Here is a 16,041-nt window from a genome sequence, read left to right as displayed (position 1 = left end):
TGAACGGGGCTTCACGGCTGCAACACCGACGACACCAGCAGTTGCGAATAAGGGTGCTGCGGATCGTCAAGGATCTGATCGGTCAGCCCGGTTTCCACCACTCGCGAGCGGCGCATCACCATCAAACGGTCAGCCAGCAAACGAGCGACTGCCAGGTCGTGGGTGACGATCACCACGGCGAGGTCCAGCTCACGCACCAGCCCGCGCAGCAGGTCGAGCAAGCGTGCCTGCACCGAGACATCGAGGCCACCGGTCGGCTCGTCCATGAACACCAGCCGTGGACTGGACACCAGGTTGCGGGCGATTTGCAGGCGCTGCTGCATGCCGCCGGAGAAGGTCCGGGGCAAGTCGTCGATGCGCTGCGGATCGATTTCCACCTGGCTCAGCCAGTCGAGCCCCGCCCCACGCAGTTGCTGGTAATTGCGCACGCCCTGGGCCATCAGGCGCTCGCCGATGTTGGCGCCGGCGGACACGCCCATGCGCAAACCGTCGCGAGGGTTCTGTTCGACGAAGCCCCATTCAGTGCGCAGCAAGGTCCGGCGCTCGGCTTCGCTGGCGCTGTACAGGTCCAGCCATTGGCCCTGTTTGTCGCGGTAACCGATGTTTCCGCGTTGCGGTGGTAGACGACCGCTGAGCAAGGACAGCAAGGTCGACTTGCCCGAACCGGACTCTCCGACAATGCCCAGTACTTCACCTGGGTACAGATCAAAACTGACGTCCTGGCAGCCCTTCTCCGGGCCGTACAACAGCGACAGATCGCGCACCCGCAACAAGGGCTCGGTGGACACGGACAATTGGTTATTCAGCGCCTGGTTCATTGGTCCTGCTCCTGATGGCTGACGCGCTGGGCGCAGTAATAGGTGTCGGAACAGACGAAGCTCTGGGTGCCGGCGTCGTCGAGGATCAACTCATCGAGGAACGAATCGCGGCTGCCACAGATCGTGCAGCACTCTTCCCACTTCTGTGCTTCGAAGGGGTGATCCTCGAAGTCGAGGCTGGTGACTTTGGTGTACGGCGGCACCGCGTACAGACGCTTCTCACGGCCGGCGCCGAACAGCATCAGCGCAGGGCTCATGTCGAGTTTCGGGTTGTCGAATTTGGGGATCGGCGACGGGTCCATCACGTAACGCTCGTCGACCATCACCGGATAGGCGTACGCCGTGGCGATGTGGCCGAAGGTGGCAATGTCTTCGTAAAGCTTGACGTGCATGACCCCGTAATCGTTGAGGGCGTGCATGGTCCGGGTCTCGGTTTCCGACGGTTCGATAAAGCGCAGCGGCTCGGGAATCGGTACCTGATAGACCATGATCTGGTCGGCGTGCAGTGGCGTTTCCGGGATGCGGTGACGGGTCTGGATCACCGTCGCCTCCGGTGTGCTTTCGGTGGTTGCGACGCCAGCGGTGCGGGCGAAAAATCGGCGAATCGACACGGCGTTGGTGGTGTCGTCCGCGCCCTGGTCGATAACCTTGAGCACGTCATCGTCCCCCAGAATCGCGGCGGTCAACTGCATGCCGCCGGTGCCCCAGCCATAAGGCAGCGGCATCTCGCGACCACCGAACGGCACCTGGTACCCGGGGATCGCCACGGCCTTGAGCAAGGCGCGGCGGATCATGCGTTTGGTCTGCTCATCGAGGTAGGCGAAGTTGTACGCCGCATCGCGCACCGGTGCCTGGCTCAAGTCATTCATGGTTTTGCCCCTCGGCAGGCTTGCGCAGTTTGCGGATCAGTTCCAGTTCGGCCTGGAAGTCGACGTAGTGAGGTAACTTCAGGTGCGAAACGAAGCCTGCGGTCTCGACGTTGTCGCAGTGCATCAGCACGAACTCTTCCTGCTGGGCCGGCGAGACGATCTCTTCGTTGTATTCGTCGGCGCGCAACGCACGGTCGACCAGCGCCATGCCCATGGCCTTGCGCTCGGCGTGGCCGAAGGCCAGGCCGTAGCCGCGGGTGAACTGCGCCAGCTCCGTGGCCGAGCCGACAAACTGGTTGACCATCTCGCACTCGGTGACTTCGATGCAGCCCAGGTTGATCGGGAAACCCAGCTCTTCGGGATCGATCCAGACCTCGACTTCACCGATGCGAATTTCCCCGGCGAACGGGTGATTGCGGCCATAACCGCGCTGGGTCGAATAACCCAGCGCCAGCAGGAAACCTTCGTCGCCACGGGCCAACGCTTGCAGGCGTTGCGCGCGACTGGCAGGCAACTCCAGCGGGTCGCGGGTGATGTCGGCCACGCTTTCGCCGTTGTCCGATTCGGTCTTGATCAGGCCCTCCTGGGCGAGCAAACCGATGACTCGCGGACAGGGCTCAAGGCTGGCATTCGGGGTGACTTGCGGTCCCGGGTATTCGCCTTCGGCCAGCAGTGCAAAGTCCAGCAGACGATGGGTGTAATCGAAGGTCGGGCCCAGCAGTTGTCCGCCCGGCACGTCCTTGAAGGTCGCGGACAAGCGTCGGCTGAGCTGCATGTTTTGCGTGTCGATCGGCAGGCTTGGGCTGAAGCGCGGCAACGTGGTGCGGTAGGCCCGCAGCAGGAAGATCGCTTCCACCAGATCCCCCGCCGCTTGCTTGATGGCCAGCGCGGCCAGTTCTTCGTCGTACAGCGAGCCTTCGCTCATCACCCGCGCCACTGCCAGCGGCAGTTGCTGACGGATCTGCTCAACGCCGAGCTCAGTGACCGATGTATCGCCCCGGCGCTTTTTCGCCAGCAGGCGGTGGGCATTGTCGATGGCCTGTTCGCCACCCTTGACGGCTACGTACATCAGGCGCGCTCCTCTGCGATACGGGTGCTGCGGGGCAGGCCGATCAGGTCATGGCCGGTGGTGAAAAACAGGTCCAGGCCCCGGGGGAATTCGTTGTGCAGTTCACGCTCGCGCCAGAAGTCACCGGCCAGCGGCAGCGCAACGCCGTGTTCGCTTTCGATGCCCGGCCCGCGCCACAGCAGCCCTGCCCCGCCGTCGAGACTTGGCAGCTGAACCAGCAAGGTGCAGGACTGGTCGGGATAGCGATCGTTGCCCGTATCGAAGCGGCTCAGGTCGAGCAGATCCTCGGCGGCAAGCAAGGCAAACCGCGCGTCTTCACGCTTGGTGGTCAACGGGCAACCACAGTGGAACGCCAGGTTGGCGCGGATCAGCGGCGTATCGAACGACGGCGCCAGCCACAGCGGCGTGTCGACATCCAGCAACGCCAGGCACAGCGCATAGGTCGCAGGCGCCAAGCCTTCGAGGCTCGGCGAGGCGTGCAGCGTCTGGATCAGACCGGGGCCGGCCAAGGCCTTGAGTGCAGCGCGAAATCCGCGCTGGGCATCCAGCACCGGGTCGGCGAACGCCGGTTGCAACAGCTGTGCGCTCATCAGTTTTCTCCTCGCACGAGGGTGAAGAATTCGACTTTGGTGGCGGCGGTTTCCGCCTCTTTCTGTGCCCGGCGTTCGGCCTGCACGGTCGCCAGCGGCGTGATCATTTCCGCCAGCCAATGGCGCTGTTGCGCGCCTTGCAAATGCGCGTCAGCCAACGCGGCCAGTTCGGCGTGGACCTTGTCGCGCCCCGCCAGATAGCTGTAGCCGGTACGGCCATCGGCCAGGCGCACCACGCAGCGGGTCACGCTCATTTCGCCGACGTTGAACGGCGCGCCGTTACCGCCCATGCGGCCACGGACCAGGGTCATGCCGATTTCCGGGGCGCGGATCAGTTGGTATTCGACATCGCGCAAAGCGGCTTCGAAAGGCTGCAATTCACTGCGGCTGGCGCGGGCCAGCACACCGATCCAGTGCTGCCGTTCGGTATGAGGAACAGGGTTGTGCATTGCGTTCTCCATCAGGTGACGACCTGGTACTGGAAGCGATCCGAACGGCTGGTGGACTGGGCCAGCTCCACGGCACGGCCGTCGCGATCGCGGGAAAGGGTGAACACACTCAGGGCCGGCAGATGCCGGGGCATCAGCAGCAGCGCGGCTTCTTCGCGGTTGGGCAAACGGGCGCCGATCAGGCTTTGGGTGCGGGTCAGCGGCAAGTCCCGTTCGCTCAGGTATTTGCGCAGGGAGCCTCCGGTGTAATCGGCCAGCAGCGGCGCGTGACTGGCGCAGTAGCGATGGCGGATCAGGCTGACCGGTTGGTTGTCGAGCTTGCGCAAAGTCTGCAATTCGATCATCGGAGCCATCTCGGCGATGCCCAGATACTGGGCTTCTTCGCGGCTGGCGAAGCAGTAACGACGCTTGAGCAGCACTGCCTCGACGCCATGTCCTTGGGCCGACAACGACTGGCTGTAGGCACTGTCGGCGGTCATCGAATAAATCAGCGGCCGTTCCAGCACCTGGGTGCCCTTGCCCTGGCGACGCAACAAGCTGCCCTCGAACACCAGTTCATCAATGGCGCGGCGCAAGGTATGGCGGTTGACCCCGAAGCGCTCGGCCAACATCACCTCGCCCGGCAGGAAATCACCGGCGCGGTAATCCGCCAGCTCCCGGCGCAGGATGTCGGCCAATTCGCGGTACACCGGCTCATCTTGTCTAGACAACTGCATGCTTTAAAAAAAGCGCCCGTGGGCACCCCTCCGAAAAATCAGATGAACTGCTTGCGCAGGCGTTGCGAGAGGATGTCGATCAGGCTGACGATGACGATGATCACCAGCAGCACCGCGCAGGTCTGCGTGAACTGAAAGGCGCGGATGTTCTCCCACAGGATCACCCCGATCCCACCGGCGCCGACCATTCCCACCACCGTCGCCGAGCGCACGTTGGCCTCGAAGCGGTACAGCGCGTAGGACACCCACAGCGGCATGACTTGCGGGATCACCCCGTAGATCACCTCTTGCAAGGCACTGGCACCGGTGGCGCGAACGCCTTCGACCGGGCCGGGATCAATCGCCTCGACGGCTTCGGCGAACAGCTTGGCGAGTACGCCAGTGGTGCTGATCCACAGCGCCAGGACCCCGGCAAACGGTCCCAGCCCGACGGCCACCACGAACAACATCGCGAAGACCATTTCGTTGATCGAACGGAACGCATCCATCACCCGGCGCAGCGGTTGGTGGATCCACCACGGTGTGATGTTTTCCGAGCAGAGAATGCCCAGCGGCACCGAGCAGACAATCGCCAGCACCGTGCCCCACAGAGCGATTTGTACGGTGACGAGCATTTCCTTGAGGTACATGCGCCATTCATGGAAATCCGGCGGGAAGAAGTCCCCGGCGAAGGTCGCCATGTTTCCCGAGTCGCGGTACAGCGCTATCGGATTCATTTCGGCGCCGTGCCAGGCCCAGGCCAGCAGGACCAGGAACAGGCCCCAACCGAGGTACTGCGGCCAGGTGCGCTTGCCGACAGCTTCAGCGTGCAGAGTGGTCATGAAGGTTCTCTTTAAAAAGCGTTCAGTGATGCCTGGTGCAAACCCTGTGGGAGCGGCGGTGCGACGATTCGACTTGCTCGCGAAAGCGGTGCGTCAGTCAACATTGATGGTGAAGGTCAGTCCGCATTCGCGAGCAAGCCCGCTCCCACATTTACCGCGCCGTTAGATCAACCGGCGTTGGCCGCGCTCTTCTCGGTGTTGGTCTTTTCCAGCAAGGTCAGACGCTCTTGCAGCTTGGCCAACTCGGCATCGATATCCGCCAGTTTCTTGGCCTTGTCCGCAGCTTCCAGCTTGTCGTCAGCACTGATCGTGGTGCGCTGCTTGAACAGCTCCAGCTGGCGAATCGGCAGTAACTGGTCGTCGCTGGATTTCAGGAATTTGCCCAGTTGCATGCCCTTGAGCACGGCCTTCTCTTCGTCGGTGTCGCCGTAGCTGAAGATGAAATCGCGGATCCTGGTTTTCTCGCTGTCACTCAGCGCTTTGCTCCACACCAGCGGGTCGGCCGGAATCAGCGGCGACTTCCAGATCACCTTGAGCTGTGCTGCCTTGTCCGGCTGGGTGACTTCCAGGCGATCCCAGCTTTCGGTGTTGAAGGTCGCCACATCCACTTGCCCCTTGGCCACGCTCAGCGCGTTGACTTCATGGCTGGAATTGAGGGTGCGCTTGAACGCAGTGGCGGCATCGACGTGGTTCTTGGCGAACACGTAATAGCCCGGCACCAGGTAGCCCGAGGTGGAGTTCGGGTCACCGTTGCCGAAGGTCAGGTTCTTGGCGTTTCTCAGCATGTCGTCAACCGAGTTGATCGGGCTGTCCTTGCGTACGATCAGCACACTCCAGTAACCGGCGGCGCCACTGGCGGCAGCGGTCTGGGCGAAGATCTCGCCGTTGGAGCGGTCCACCGCTTCGATGGCCGCCTTGTTGCCCAGCCAGGCCACATCGACCTTGTTGAAGCGCATGCCCTGGATCAGGCCGGCATAGTCAGAGGCAAACGTGGCGTTGATCTTCAGGCCGGTCTGCTTCTGCATGTCATCCAGGAACGGCTGCCAGATGCTCTTGAGGTTTTGCGAAGACTCGGTGGACATGATGCCGAAGTTGATGGCTTTTTCTTCCGCCTGGGCGGTGCCCAATACACAGCTGGCGAGCAGCGCTGCGCCAGCAAAAACGCGACCGATACGGTTCAACATGGAATGGTTTCCTGAGGGTGAACGGTGGGGGAATCCGGGGTTGATCACACGCGCGCCAACACCAGTCGCGGCGCCGCTTCGCTATGACGGGATGACTCGGAACACATGAGGCTGGTGTCGACGTCGGCACCGTACAAATCGTTGAGGAACTGGCCGCTCAATTGAGAACCCGGACCGTCGAAATGAATCCGGCCGGCCTTGAGCGCCACTGCACGCGGGCAATAACGGGTGGCGTAGTCGACTTGATGCAGGGTCACCACCACGGTCTTGCCGTCACGGCGATTGATGTCGGCGAGGATCTCCATGACCTTGCGCGCCGATTCCGGATCGAGGGAGGCAATCGGTTCATCCGCCAGAATTACTTCGGCCCGCTGGGTCAGCGCACGGGCAATCGCCACGCGCTGTTGCTGGCCGCCGGACAGGGTCGAGGCCCGTTGTGCCGCCAGGTCAGCCAGGCCGACACGGTCCAGGGACTCCATGGCGAACTGCTTTTCCTCGGCATTGAACAGGCTCAAGTTGCCACGCCAGCGCGGCATGCGCCCCAGGCAACCGAGCAGCACGTTGTCGAGCACGCTCAATCGGTTGACCAGGTTGAACTGCTGGAAGATGTAGCCGATGTCGGCGCGCAGGCGGCGCACCTTGCCATTGAGTCGTCCGCTCGCCTGTACTTCCCGCCCCAGCACTTTGATGCTGCCGCCGTTGTTTTTATCGCAACAGGCCAGACCCGCGAGGTGGCGCAGCAAAGTGGACTTGCCGGAGCCGGACGCGCCGATCAGCGCGACCATCTCACCGGCCGCGATGGTCAGTTCGAGGTCGACCAGTGCGGTTTTGCGCGCAAAGGTCTTGTTCAGATGATCGACATGGATAGCTGCGTTCATGGGCTTCTCTGTCTGGTTGAACAGCCGTCCGTGGCTGTATTTGAGTTCAACAGACTTTAGGCATGAGGCATGTCAGCCCTATGACTTGCACATGTCACTGGATGGGCCATTTGATGAAGGTTTTGTGAAAGGTTGAGCTGGAGGTTTCTGCATCTGGTCGCGGTTGTACCCAGATTGGGTGTCCACTGAAGAACCCTGTGGGAGCGGGCTTGCTCGCGAAGGCTTTGTGTCAGGCGATGATTATTTTGTGGGTGTACATATCCATTGCTGCGGTAACGGCAACTTAGGGTTCCGCCCTTACGGCGGGTTACTTGGAAGAGCCCCAAGTAACCAAGGGCTCTTGCCCCTGACGTTCGGTGCCTCGCTTAAGCTCGGCATGCCCTCGCTCCGGTCCTGCTCCGTGGGCCCGCCGCCATCCATGCCGGGTTGCCCACTACGCAGAACCTCCACTCGGCCTCTCGAGGGGGCAAGAAGATCAAAAGCCAAAGCCAAAGCAAAAGCGAGGCAGCCTACCGGCCGGCCTGTTTGCTGGGTTCGTTCACCTGTGATGCATCTGCAGGAGATTGGTCGGCTGTCAGGCCGTCATCGCGAGCAAGCTCGCTCCCACAGAAAAACAAAAGTAGAGTAGCCCACACCACCCCGTCGCTTCTCACCACTCATCAGGCCGAGCGTTAGCTCGCCTGCAGCTTTTGATCTTGATCCACCCGCCCCCTCGGAAGGCTGAGTGGAGGTGTTCATCCGGGGGTAGGCGCGCAGCGCCGTTCGGCGCAGCCGAACACATCGAGAGGAGGTCGAGCGAAGCCGACCGGAGGCGATGCCCCCCGGATGAATGCCGGAGCGAAGGAACCCCGAGCCTTGGCGAGGGGCCGTACGTTCGGGGCGAGCGTTTTTTTGGTTACTTTTTTTAGGCGCTTGTAAAAAAAGTGACTCGCCGTAAGGGCGAAACCATAAGTGGCCGTTACCGCAGGAATGGATACGTACACCATCAAAAAACACTCCGCCCGACACAAAGCCTTCGCGAGCAAGCCCGCTCCCACAGGGTTCAGCAATCCCCCGGCAATCACATTTCAACAGGCACAAAAAAGGCGACCCGAAGGTCGCCTCATTGCGTTACTGCCCGAATTGCCGCCCCAGCCCACCCGGCACACCGTGAATGTCAGTATCCTCCCACGGCCCGTCAGCACTGATCGACCGGCTCCAGCCGTTATCCCAGCGATAATAGGTACGCTGGCGATAAAAGGTATTGGGCTGGTCATCAAGCACATACACCCCAAGCTTCGGATCCCAATGGCTATTCCCCCCAGGTGGTGGCGCGAAGCTCGCAGAAGTGCGTGGCAACGGCTTGGAGGGTTTGGCCGGGATGGTCGGCTTGCTCGGTACAGGCGACGTCGAAGGCGTGGGACTGGGCTGCGACGGCGGGAACGGCGGTGGTGGTGCCTGATGTTCCGTTGGCTGCTGGACCGCACAAGCGCTTAACCCCATAACGACGCTGAGCAGGGTGATACGAGCGAATGCGGTCATGATTGCGTTTTCCTGTTATTTGTCCGGGCTGTCGATGGTCAGTGTTTGCGGCGCGGTGGTGCTGCTGGCCAGTGGTTGGCTGCGACCGATCCATTCGCCGGCGGTCGGTTTGCCGGCACGGGAAATGCGCGCAACCAGTTGGACTTCAGGGAAGTTCGACAGTTTCAATTGCGGCATCATTGCGTCGGCATCACCCAGTTCGACGGTCACCGGCAGGTCGGCCACGGTCATGCGCTTGACCGCCAGCGGGGCCGGAGGACCGGAGATCGCACGGGCGAAGATGAACACGCTGTCGCCAGGCTGGACCTTGGATTTGAGGTCCGCTGCCAGATCGACGCTGACCTTGAGCAACGCCGCGGCCTTGGCTGCCGGTGCTTGCGCAACCTTGCCGCCACCGGCCACCAGCTTCTCCGTGGCCCGGGTAATCCCGCCTTGCAGCGCTTCGCGGGACTTGTCTTGCGGCGGCAACTGCGCCAACAGGCGATTCCAGTAATCGATGGCGTCCTGATATCGCTCGCTTTCGAACGCAGCAATGCCGAGCAGGCCAAGGCTGGTGACTTCTTTCGGATCGGCCTTGAGCGCTTCGTCGGTCAGGGCCTGGACCTTGTCCGACCACTTCTTGCCATCGGCGAAGTACTGGGCCTGGGCCCACTGACCGAGCAGTTCGGGCTGGCGACCGGCCAGGTTCACGGTGCGTTCGAACATCTTCGCCGCGTCCGCAGGGCGATCCTGAGCCATGTAGGTACGACCGAGGAAGTACATGCCTTCAGCGGAATCCGGCTGAGCGGCGACCGCACGCTCCAGACGCTGGGTCATCTCTTCCATCGACTGGGGTGCCTGGGAGAATTCGCGGGTCAGTTCGACCTTGTCGCTGGCACCGAAATGCAGATACAGGCCCAAGCCCAGCACCGGGACCAGAATGGCCGCCAGCAACGGCAAGGGTTTGCCCAGACGCGACACCCGCGGCGCTTCAGCGCCCTCGGTGTCCGCCAGCAATTCACGGGCGGCTTCGGCGCGACCGGCGTCCATTTGCGCCGCATCGAGTACGCCCTCTTCCTGCTGAGTCTGCAACTCAGCCACGCGCTCCTGATAAAGCGCGACGTTCAGGGCGGTACGATCCTCTTCGCGCTGGGCGCGACGGCTGCGCAGCACCGGGATCAATAGAAAACTCAGGGCAACCAGAAGCAGCAGACCTGCAGCGAGCCAGAAATCAATCATTCTTGGTTTTATCCAACAGGTGGTCGAGGCGCGAGCGCTCCTCGGCAGAAAGCGAGCCCGGGGTGCCGGCGCGTTGCACGCGACGACGGCGGACGATCACCGCGATGATCACGACACCGCCCAGCAGCAGGCCGGCGGGGCCGAACCAGAGCAAGGCGGTCTTGGCGTTCAGCGCAGGCTTGTAGCGGACGAAATCACCGTAGCGGTCGACCATGAAGTCGATGATCTGCTGGTTGTCCTTGCCCTCGCCGAGCATGCGGAAAATCTCTTTGCGCAGATCGGCGGCAATCGGTGCGTTGGAGTCGGCGATGTCCTGGTTCTGGCACTTGGGGCAACGCAGCTCTTTGGTCAGCTCGCGAAAACGCTCGCGATCTTCTTCCTTGGCGAACTCGTAGGTATCGATGGCCGCGTGGGCCACCCCCGCCAGGCTCAAGCCCAGGATAACGGCAGCGATCCAGCGCTTCATGGCTTGGCCTCGTCGACCAGCGCCTGGTACTTGCCCGCCAGTTTTTCGCGCCAGACCTGCTCGTCGATCACGCCGACGAACTTGTCGCGGATGATGCCCTTGGCGTCGATGAAGAAGGTTTCCGGCGCGCCATACACGCCGAGGTTCAGGCCCAGCGAGCCTTCGTCGTCACGAATGTCCAGCACATACGGGTTATGGAAGTCCGTCAGCCACTTCAAGGCGTCGGCGTTGACGTCCTTGTAGTTGATGCCGTAGATCACCACGCCCTGCTGGGCCAGTTTGTTCAGCACCGGGTGCTCGACCCGGCAGGAAATGCACCAGGTGCCCCAGACGTTGACCAGCGCCGGTTTGCCCAGAATGTCAGCGCGGGTCAGGGTCTTGTCGCCTTGCACCGATGGCAGGGAAAACTCCGGGAACGGCTTGTTGATCATGGCCGAAGGCAGCTCGGCCGGGCGAAGGTACAACCCACGGTAAAGGAATACAGCGACCACCAGAAAAATCGCCAGTGGCAACAACATCAACCAACGCTTCATGCAGTGGCTCCCGACATGCCCAGTGCTTCGCGCACGCGGCTTTTGACCTTGACCCGATAACGCCGATCCAGCGCCGCCAGCAACCCGCCGAAGCCGGTCAACAAACCGCCGAACCAGATCCAGCGCACGAACGGTTTGACATGCACGCGCACAGCCCAGGCGCCGTTGCCCAAGGGTTCACCGAGGGCGACATAGAGGTCGCGGGTGAAACCGGCGTCGATGCCCGCTTCGGTCATCACCGAGTTCTGCACGGTATACAGGCGTTTTTCCGGGTGCAGCACGCTGATTTCCTTGCCGTTGCGGATCACCCGCACGGTGCCCTTGTCGGAGGTGAAGTTCGGGCCTTCGAAGTGCTTGGCGCCTTCAAAGACGAACTGATAGCCGCCCAGGGCCATGGATTCACCCGGCGCCAGGCGCAGGTCGCGCTCGGCACTGTTCTGGCTCGACAGCACGACACCCAGCGCACACACGGCGATACCCAAGTGCGCGATCTGCATGCCCCAGTAGCTGCGGGTCAGGGTTGGCAGGCCCTTGATCAGGCCCTTGTGACGGGTCTTGTCAAAGATGTCACGCACACCGGCCAGCAATACCCAGGCGGCGAGCATGAAGGTCGCGAGCACGGCCCAGTTGAAATCGCCGTAGGCGACGCCGGCCACTACTGCCAGCGCGGCGCTGCCGAGCAGGACCGGGGTGAGCATGCTCACCAGCCATTTCACCGGGGTGTCTTTCCAGCGCACGATCACGCCGACCGCCATCACCATCATCAGCAACGCCATCAACGGGATGAACAACGCGTTGAAGTACGGCGGGCCGACCGACAGCTTGGCGCCGGTCATGGCGTCCAGAATCAGCGGATACAAGGTGCCGAGCAGGATCATCGAAGCCGCCACCACCAGCACCAGGTTGTTGCCCAGCAACAGGGTTTCCCGGGACCAGAGGTTGAAGCCGACCTGGCTCTTGACCACCGGCGCGCGCAGGGCGAACAGGGTCAGCGAACCGCCGACCACGAACAGCAGGAAAATCAGGATGAACACCCCGCGCTCCGGGTCGGAGGCAAAGGCGTGCACCGAGGTCAGCACGCCGGAACGCACGAGGAAGGTGCCCAGCAGACTCAAGGAGAATGCGGCGATGGCCAACAACACGGTCCAGCTCTTGAACACGCCACGTTTTTCCGTGACCGCCAGCGAGTGAATCAGTGCGGTGCCCACCAGCCATGGCATGAACGAGGCGTTTTCCACCGGGTCCCAGAACCACCAGCCACCCCAGCCGAGTTCGTAGTAAGCCCACCACGAACCGAGGGTGATACCGATGCCGAGGAACGCCCAGGCCACGATGGTCCATGGACGCGACCAGCGCGCCCACGCGGCATCCAGGCGACCGCCCATCAGCGCCGCGATGGCGAAAGCAAACGCCACGGAGAAACCGACGTAGCCCATGTACAGCATCGGCGGGTGAACGATCAGGCCGATGTCTTGCAGCAAGGGGTTGAGGTCGGCACCGTCGGTGGGCACTTGCGGCAGGATGCGCTTGAACGGGTTGGAGGTCATGATCAGGAACAGCAGGAAACCGATGCTGATCATGCCCATTACCGCCAGCACGCGGGCCAGCATGACCTGCGGCAACTGCCGGGAGAACACCGACACCGCGAAGGTCCAGCCGCCGAGAATCAAGGCCCACAACAGCAGGGAGCCTTCGTGGGCACCCCACACGGCGCTGAACTTGTAGTACCACGGCAAGGCGCTATTGGAGTTGTTGGCCACATAAGCCACGGAGAAGTCATCGACCATGAAGGCGTAGGTCAGGCAACCGAAGGCGAACAGCAAGAACGCAAACTGCCCCCACGCGGCCGGCTGGGCCAGGCTCATCCAGAAACGGTCACCGCGCCAGGCACCGACCAATGGCACCACGGCCTGAACCAGCGCGAAACACAGCGCCAGGATCATGGCCAGGTGGCCCAGCTCCGGGATAAATATTCCAGATGTCATCGGTTAACCCTCTTTCGCAGGTGTAGGTGCCGACTGGCCGCTGTCTTTCAAGGCCTTGGTCACTTCCGGCGGCATGTATTTCTCGTCGTGCTTGGCCAGCACTTCATCGGCCACCACCACGCCGTCAGCGTTGAGCTTGCCCAGGGCGACGATGCCCTGCCCTTCGCGGAACAGGTCCGGCAGGATGCCGCGATAAGTGATGGTCACGGATTTGTTGAAGTCGGTGACGACAAACTTCACGTCCAGTGAGTCGCCGGAGCGCTGCAAGGAACCGGCCTCGACCATGCCGCCGGCACGAATGCGCGTGTCCTGCGGGGCCTCGCCGTTGGCGATCTGGGTCGGTGTGTAAAACAGGTTGATGTTCTGCTGCAGGGCGCTCAGGGCCAGGCCGACGGCAGCGCCGACCCCGACGAGGATCGCGAGAATGATGATAAGACGCTTTTTGCGCAGCGGATTCACTTGCCGTTCTCCCGGCGCAGACGACGCGCCTCTTGTTGCAGATACCGCTTGCGGGCCAGGATCGGCGCCGCCACGTTGAGGGTCAGAACCGCCAGGCAGATACCATAGGCTGACCAGACATACAGGCCATGATGACCCATGGCGATGAAGTCGCCGAATGAAGCAAAGCTCATCGAGCGACCTCCAGGCTGTTTTCCACTTCGGTTTTGACCCAACTGGCCCGGGCTTCGCGCTTGAGCACTTCAAGACGCATGCGCAGCAACAGCACCGCGCCGAAGAAACAGTAGAAACCCAACGCCGTGAGCAGCAGTGGCAGCCACATTTCGGCCGGCATCGCCGGTTTTTCGGTGAGGGTGAAGGTCGCGCCCTGGTGCAGGGTGTTCCACCACTCCACCGAGTATTTGATGATCGGGATGTTGATCACGCCGACGATCGCCAGCACCGCACAGGCCTTGGCCGCGCTGTCACGATTGCTGATCGCGTTGCCCAGCGCAATGAGACCGAAGTACAGGAAAAGCAGGATAAGCATGGACGTAAGGCGTGCATCCCAGACCCACCACGAGCCCCAGGTCGGCTTGCCCCAGATCGCCCCGGTGACCAGCGCCACGGCGGTCATCCAGGCACCGATGGGCGCCGCGCATTGCAGGGCGACGTCGGCCAGTTTCATCTTCCACACGAGGCCGACGATGCCGCATACCGCCAGCATCACGTAGATGGACTGCGCCAGCATGGCGGCCGGAACGTGGATATAGATGATGCGAAAGCTGTTGCCCTGCTGGTAGTCCGGTGGCGCGAAGGCCAGGCCCCAGACCACGCCAACGCTGATCAGCAGCAACGCCGCGACGCTCAGCCAGGGCAGCAGTTTGCCGCTGATGCCGTAAAACCATTTGGGCGAGCCAAGCTTGTGAAACCACGTCCAGTTCATACTATGTTTCCGTCACGGTTGCTCTTTACTATGAAGAGCCAGGGCCTGCCTTTCTTCAAAAGAAGTGGTTAAAAAATAACCAGGCCTCATTATTATTCGCCGACGCTGATCTTCAGGCCAGCAGCTATTGCAAAAGGTGTCAGGGTTATCGCCAGGGCGGTCAGGCTGCCAAGCCACAGGAGATAACCGGTCGCCGGCATCCCCTGCAAGGCGGCCTGCAAGGCGCCACTGCCAAGGATCAACACCGGGATGTACAACGGCAGAATCAGCAGTGCCAACAACAGGCCACCACGCTTCAAGCCCACCGTCAGCGCCGCGCCCACCGCACCGAGCAGACTCAGTACCGGTGTACCGAGCAGCAACGAAAGCAGCAACACTGGCAGACAGGCGGCAGGCAAACCGAGCATCAGCGCCAGCAAGGGCGCGAGCAAAACCAGTGCCAGGCCGGAAAAAGCCCAGTGTGCCAGCACCTTGGCCAAAACCAGAAGAGCCAGGGGGTGCGGCGAAAGGACCCACTGTTCAAGCGATCCATCCTCGAAATCACTGCGGAAAAGCCCGTCCAGCGAGAGCAGGACCGATAAAAGTGCCGCGACCCAGACCAGCCCCGGAGACAAGGTTTGCAACAATTGAGACTCGGGGCCGACCGCCAGCGGGAACAGCGAAACGACGATCGCGAAGAACACCAGCGGATTGGCCAGTTCCGCCGGACGGCGGAACAGCAGACGAGCTTCGCGGGCGACCAACAGGCCGAAAACACTCATACGGCCCAGCTCCCCAGATCGATGTCGCGATAACCGGCCGGCATCCGGCTCAGCGTGTGGTGGGTGGTCAACACCACCATGCCGCCGCGTTCGCAGTGGCCGGCCAGATGAGATTCAAGCTGTGCCACGCCCTGCTTGTCGAGGGCGGTAAAGGGTTCATCGAGGATCCACAGCGGCGGACTGTCCAGATATAGACGCGCCAGCGCGACGCGACGCTGCTGACCAGCGGACAACGTATGACAGGGAACATCCTCGAAACCACGCAGGCCGACCGCGGCCAGCGCCTGCCAGATCGCCTCGTGGGTCGCCGGATGATGCAAGGCGCACAGCCAGCTCAGGTTCTCTTCCGGCGTCAGCAAATCCTTGATCCCGGCCGCGTGGCCGATCCACAGCAGGTTGCGCGCCAGCTCACCGCGTTGTTCGTTCAGCGGCTGGCCGTTGAGCAGCACTTGACCGGCGGTCGGCTGCATCAGCCCCGAGAGCAGGCGCAACAGGCTGGTCTTGCCGCTGCCGTTGGGGCCGCTGATTTGTACCATTTCGCCACTGGCCAGTCGCAAATCGAGATTTTCGAAGAGCAGCCGAAGGTCTCGCTCACAGGCAAGGGCAACGGTTTGCAGGACAGGACTGGTCAAGGGTTCACGGGCCTTATACGGTTCAAGTCGGCTCTGGCGCGGCCGTTAAAGAGATGCAGCATAGATGCAATGACGTCTTGTTCTAGAGAGCTGCGTCAAACAATTGCAAAGTTTTCGCCATTTTTGGATACAACGGCGCGGCATTAT

Annotated in this window: 19 protein-coding genes; all 19 read right to left on the bottom strand. The window is 62.1% G+C overall.

Annotation, left to right across the window (positions count from 1 at the left end; genetic code table 11):
* Nucleotides 1–11 precede the first annotated feature (11 nt).
* A complete protein-coding gene (gene phnK, locus AC3IT6_RS07760) occupies nt 12–818 on the bottom strand; it encodes a phosphonate C-P lyase system protein PhnK (protein ID WP_489354798.1) in 807 nt (268 codons plus the stop codon).
* Nucleotides 815–1,687, bottom strand: a complete 873-nt coding sequence (locus AC3IT6_RS07755; RefSeq protein ID WP_489354797.1) for an alpha-D-ribose 1-methylphosphonate 5-phosphate C-P-lyase PhnJ — start codon at nt 1,685–1,687, stop codon at nt 815–817. The genes phnK and AC3IT6_RS07755 overlap by 4 nt, the downstream gene beginning before the upstream one ends.
* Complete coding sequence (locus AC3IT6_RS07750; RefSeq protein WP_489354796.1) at nt 1,680–2,756, bottom strand: carbon-phosphorus lyase complex subunit; 1,077 nt, start codon at nt 2,754–2,756, stop codon at nt 1,680–1,682. The genes AC3IT6_RS07755 and AC3IT6_RS07750 overlap by 8 nt, the downstream gene beginning before the upstream one ends.
* On the bottom strand, nt 2,756–3,346 hold the full coding sequence (gene phnH / locus AC3IT6_RS07745) for a phosphonate C-P lyase system protein PhnH (protein ID WP_489354795.1): 591 nt from the start codon (nt 3,344–3,346) through the stop codon (nt 2,756–2,758). Before phnH ends, AC3IT6_RS07750 begins: the two co-directional genes overlap by 1 nt.
* Nucleotides 3,346–3,795 carry a phosphonate C-P lyase system protein PhnG gene (phnG, locus tag AC3IT6_RS07740; RefSeq protein ID WP_223460691.1) on the bottom strand — a complete coding sequence of 150 codons (450 nt, stop codon included), beginning with the start codon at nt 3,793–3,795 and terminating at the stop codon, nt 3,346–3,348. Before phnG ends, phnH begins: the two co-directional genes overlap by 1 nt.
* An 11-nt stretch (nt 3,796–3,806) precedes the next feature.
* Nucleotides 3,807–4,511, bottom strand: coding sequence for a phosphonate metabolism transcriptional regulator PhnF (gene phnF, locus AC3IT6_RS07735; protein ID WP_223447979.1), 705 nt, complete (start codon nt 4,509–4,511; stop codon nt 3,807–3,809).
* Between the two features lie 38 nt (nt 4,512–4,549).
* Entirely contained in the window at nt 4,550–5,332 is a 783-nt protein-coding gene (gene phnE / locus AC3IT6_RS07730; RefSeq protein ID WP_489354794.1) for a phosphonate ABC transporter, permease protein PhnE, read from the bottom strand.
* Between the two features lie 167 nt (nt 5,333–5,499).
* Nucleotides 5,500–6,516 (bottom strand): phosphonate ABC transporter substrate-binding protein, encoded by a 1,017-nt coding sequence (gene phnD, locus AC3IT6_RS07725; protein ID WP_489354793.1) that lies wholly within the window; start codon nt 6,514–6,516, stop codon nt 5,500–5,502.
* A 44-nt stretch (nt 6,517–6,560) separates the two neighbouring features.
* Nucleotides 6,561–7,394: a phosphonate ABC transporter ATP-binding protein gene (phnC, locus tag AC3IT6_RS07720; protein ID WP_489354792.1), complete on the bottom strand. Its 834-nt coding sequence runs from the start codon at nt 7,392–7,394 to the stop codon at nt 6,561–6,563.
* Nucleotides 7,395–8,504: 1,110 nt separating this feature from the next.
* Nucleotides 8,505–8,915, bottom strand: coding sequence for a hypothetical protein (locus AC3IT6_RS07715; RefSeq protein ID WP_489354791.1), 411 nt, complete (start codon nt 8,913–8,915; stop codon nt 8,505–8,507).
* 15 nt (nt 8,916–8,930) lie between these two features.
* Nucleotides 8,931–10,133 carry a c-type cytochrome biogenesis protein CcmI gene (gene ccmI, locus AC3IT6_RS07710; RefSeq protein ID WP_489354790.1) on the bottom strand — a complete coding sequence of 401 codons (1,203 nt, stop codon included), beginning with the start codon at nt 10,131–10,133 and terminating at the stop codon, nt 8,931–8,933.
* Nucleotides 10,126–10,599, bottom strand: coding sequence for a cytochrome c-type biogenesis protein (locus AC3IT6_RS07705; protein WP_223441098.1), 474 nt, complete (start codon nt 10,597–10,599; stop codon nt 10,126–10,128). The genes ccmI and AC3IT6_RS07705 overlap by 8 nt, the downstream gene beginning before the upstream one ends.
* A complete protein-coding gene (locus AC3IT6_RS07700; RefSeq protein WP_223441099.1) occupies nt 10,596–11,132 on the bottom strand; it encodes a DsbE family thiol:disulfide interchange protein in 537 nt (178 codons plus the stop codon). The genes AC3IT6_RS07705 and AC3IT6_RS07700 overlap by 4 nt, the downstream gene beginning before the upstream one ends.
* Complete coding sequence (locus AC3IT6_RS07695; RefSeq protein WP_489354789.1) at nt 11,129–13,117, bottom strand: heme lyase CcmF/NrfE family subunit; 1,989 nt, start codon at nt 13,115–13,117, stop codon at nt 11,129–11,131. The genes AC3IT6_RS07700 and AC3IT6_RS07695 overlap by 4 nt, the downstream gene beginning before the upstream one ends.
* A 3-nt stretch (nt 13,118–13,120) precedes the next feature.
* On the bottom strand, nt 13,121–13,576 hold the full coding sequence (gene ccmE, locus AC3IT6_RS07690) for a cytochrome c maturation protein CcmE (RefSeq protein WP_008052305.1): 456 nt from the start codon (nt 13,574–13,576) through the stop codon (nt 13,121–13,123).
* The gene (ccmD, locus tag AC3IT6_RS07685) at nt 13,573–13,749 is read right to left on the bottom strand and encodes a heme exporter protein CcmD (protein WP_060541438.1); all 177 of its coding nucleotides are present in this window, start codon (nt 13,747–13,749) and stop codon (nt 13,573–13,575) included. The genes ccmE and ccmD overlap by 4 nt, the downstream gene beginning before the upstream one ends.
* Nucleotides 13,746–14,501, bottom strand: a complete 756-nt coding sequence (locus tag AC3IT6_RS07680; protein ID WP_489354788.1) for a heme ABC transporter permease — start codon at nt 14,499–14,501, stop codon at nt 13,746–13,748. The genes ccmD and AC3IT6_RS07680 overlap by 4 nt, the downstream gene beginning before the upstream one ends.
* A 92-nt stretch (nt 14,502–14,593) precedes the next feature.
* Nucleotides 14,594–15,262: a heme exporter protein CcmB gene (gene ccmB, locus AC3IT6_RS07675; protein WP_007980754.1), complete on the bottom strand. Its 669-nt coding sequence runs from the start codon at nt 15,260–15,262 to the stop codon at nt 14,594–14,596.
* Nucleotides 15,259–15,894, bottom strand: a complete 636-nt coding sequence (gene ccmA / locus AC3IT6_RS07670) for a cytochrome c biogenesis heme-transporting ATPase CcmA (protein ID WP_150724488.1) — start codon at nt 15,892–15,894, stop codon at nt 15,259–15,261. The genes ccmB and ccmA overlap by 4 nt, the downstream gene beginning before the upstream one ends.
* Nucleotides 15,895–16,041 lie beyond the last annotated feature (147 nt).

The sequence above is a fragment of the Pseudomonas sp. KH_017 genome, assembly GCF_057840285.1.
Note: the sequence above shows the minus strand (reverse complement) of the source record. Positions and strands in the feature narration are given on the sequence as shown.

Excerpts from the sequence above, each read along its gene's own strand:
- phnK (WP_489354798.1), bottom strand. The coding sequence starts at position 818 with ATGAACCAGGCGCTGAATAACCAATTGTCCGTGTCCACCGAGCCCTTG.
- AC3IT6_RS07755 (WP_489354797.1), bottom strand. The coding sequence starts at position 1,687 with ATGAATGACTTGAGCCAGGCACCGGTGCGCGATGCGGCGTACAACTTC.
- AC3IT6_RS07750 (WP_489354796.1), bottom strand. The coding sequence starts at position 2,756 with ATGTACGTAGCCGTCAAGGGTGGCGAACAGGCCATCGACAATGCCCAC.
- phnH (WP_489354795.1), bottom strand. The coding sequence starts at position 3,346 with ATGAGCGCACAGCTGTTGCAACCGGCGTTCGCCGACCCGGTGCTGGAT.
- phnG (WP_223460691.1), bottom strand. The coding sequence starts at position 3,795 with ATGCACAACCCTGTTCCTCATACCGAACGGCAGCACTGGATCGGTGTG.
- phnF (WP_223447979.1), bottom strand. The coding sequence starts at position 4,511 with ATGCAGTTGTCTAGACAAGATGAGCCGGTGTACCGCGAATTGGCCGAC.
- phnE (WP_489354794.1), bottom strand. The coding sequence starts at position 5,332 with ATGACCACTCTGCACGCTGAAGCTGTCGGCAAGCGCACCTGGCCGCAG.
- phnD (WP_489354793.1), bottom strand. The coding sequence starts at position 6,516 with ATGTTGAACCGTATCGGTCGCGTTTTTGCTGGCGCAGCGCTGCTCGCC.
- phnC (WP_489354792.1), bottom strand. The coding sequence starts at position 7,394 with ATGAACGCAGCTATCCATGTCGATCATCTGAACAAGACCTTTGCGCGC.
- AC3IT6_RS07715 (WP_489354791.1), bottom strand. The coding sequence starts at position 8,915 with ATGACCGCATTCGCTCGTATCACCCTGCTCAGCGTCGTTATGGGGTTA.
- ccmI (WP_489354790.1), bottom strand. The coding sequence starts at position 10,133 with ATGATTGATTTCTGGCTCGCTGCAGGTCTGCTGCTTCTGGTTGCCCTG.
- AC3IT6_RS07705 (WP_223441098.1), bottom strand. The coding sequence starts at position 10,599 with ATGAAGCGCTGGATCGCTGCCGTTATCCTGGGCTTGAGCCTGGCGGGG.
- AC3IT6_RS07700 (WP_223441099.1), bottom strand. The coding sequence starts at position 11,132 with ATGAAGCGTTGGTTGATGTTGTTGCCACTGGCGATTTTTCTGGTGGTC.
- AC3IT6_RS07695 (WP_489354789.1), bottom strand. The coding sequence starts at position 13,117 with ATGACATCTGGAATATTTATCCCGGAGCTGGGCCACCTGGCCATGATC.
- ccmD (WP_060541438.1), bottom strand. The coding sequence starts at position 13,749 with ATGAGCTTTGCTTCATTCGGCGACTTCATCGCCATGGGTCATCATGGC.
- AC3IT6_RS07680 (WP_489354788.1), bottom strand. The coding sequence starts at position 14,501 with ATGAACTGGACGTGGTTTCACAAGCTTGGCTCGCCCAAATGGTTTTAC.
- ccmB (WP_007980754.1), bottom strand. The coding sequence starts at position 15,262 with ATGAGTGTTTTCGGCCTGTTGGTCGCCCGCGAAGCTCGTCTGCTGTTC.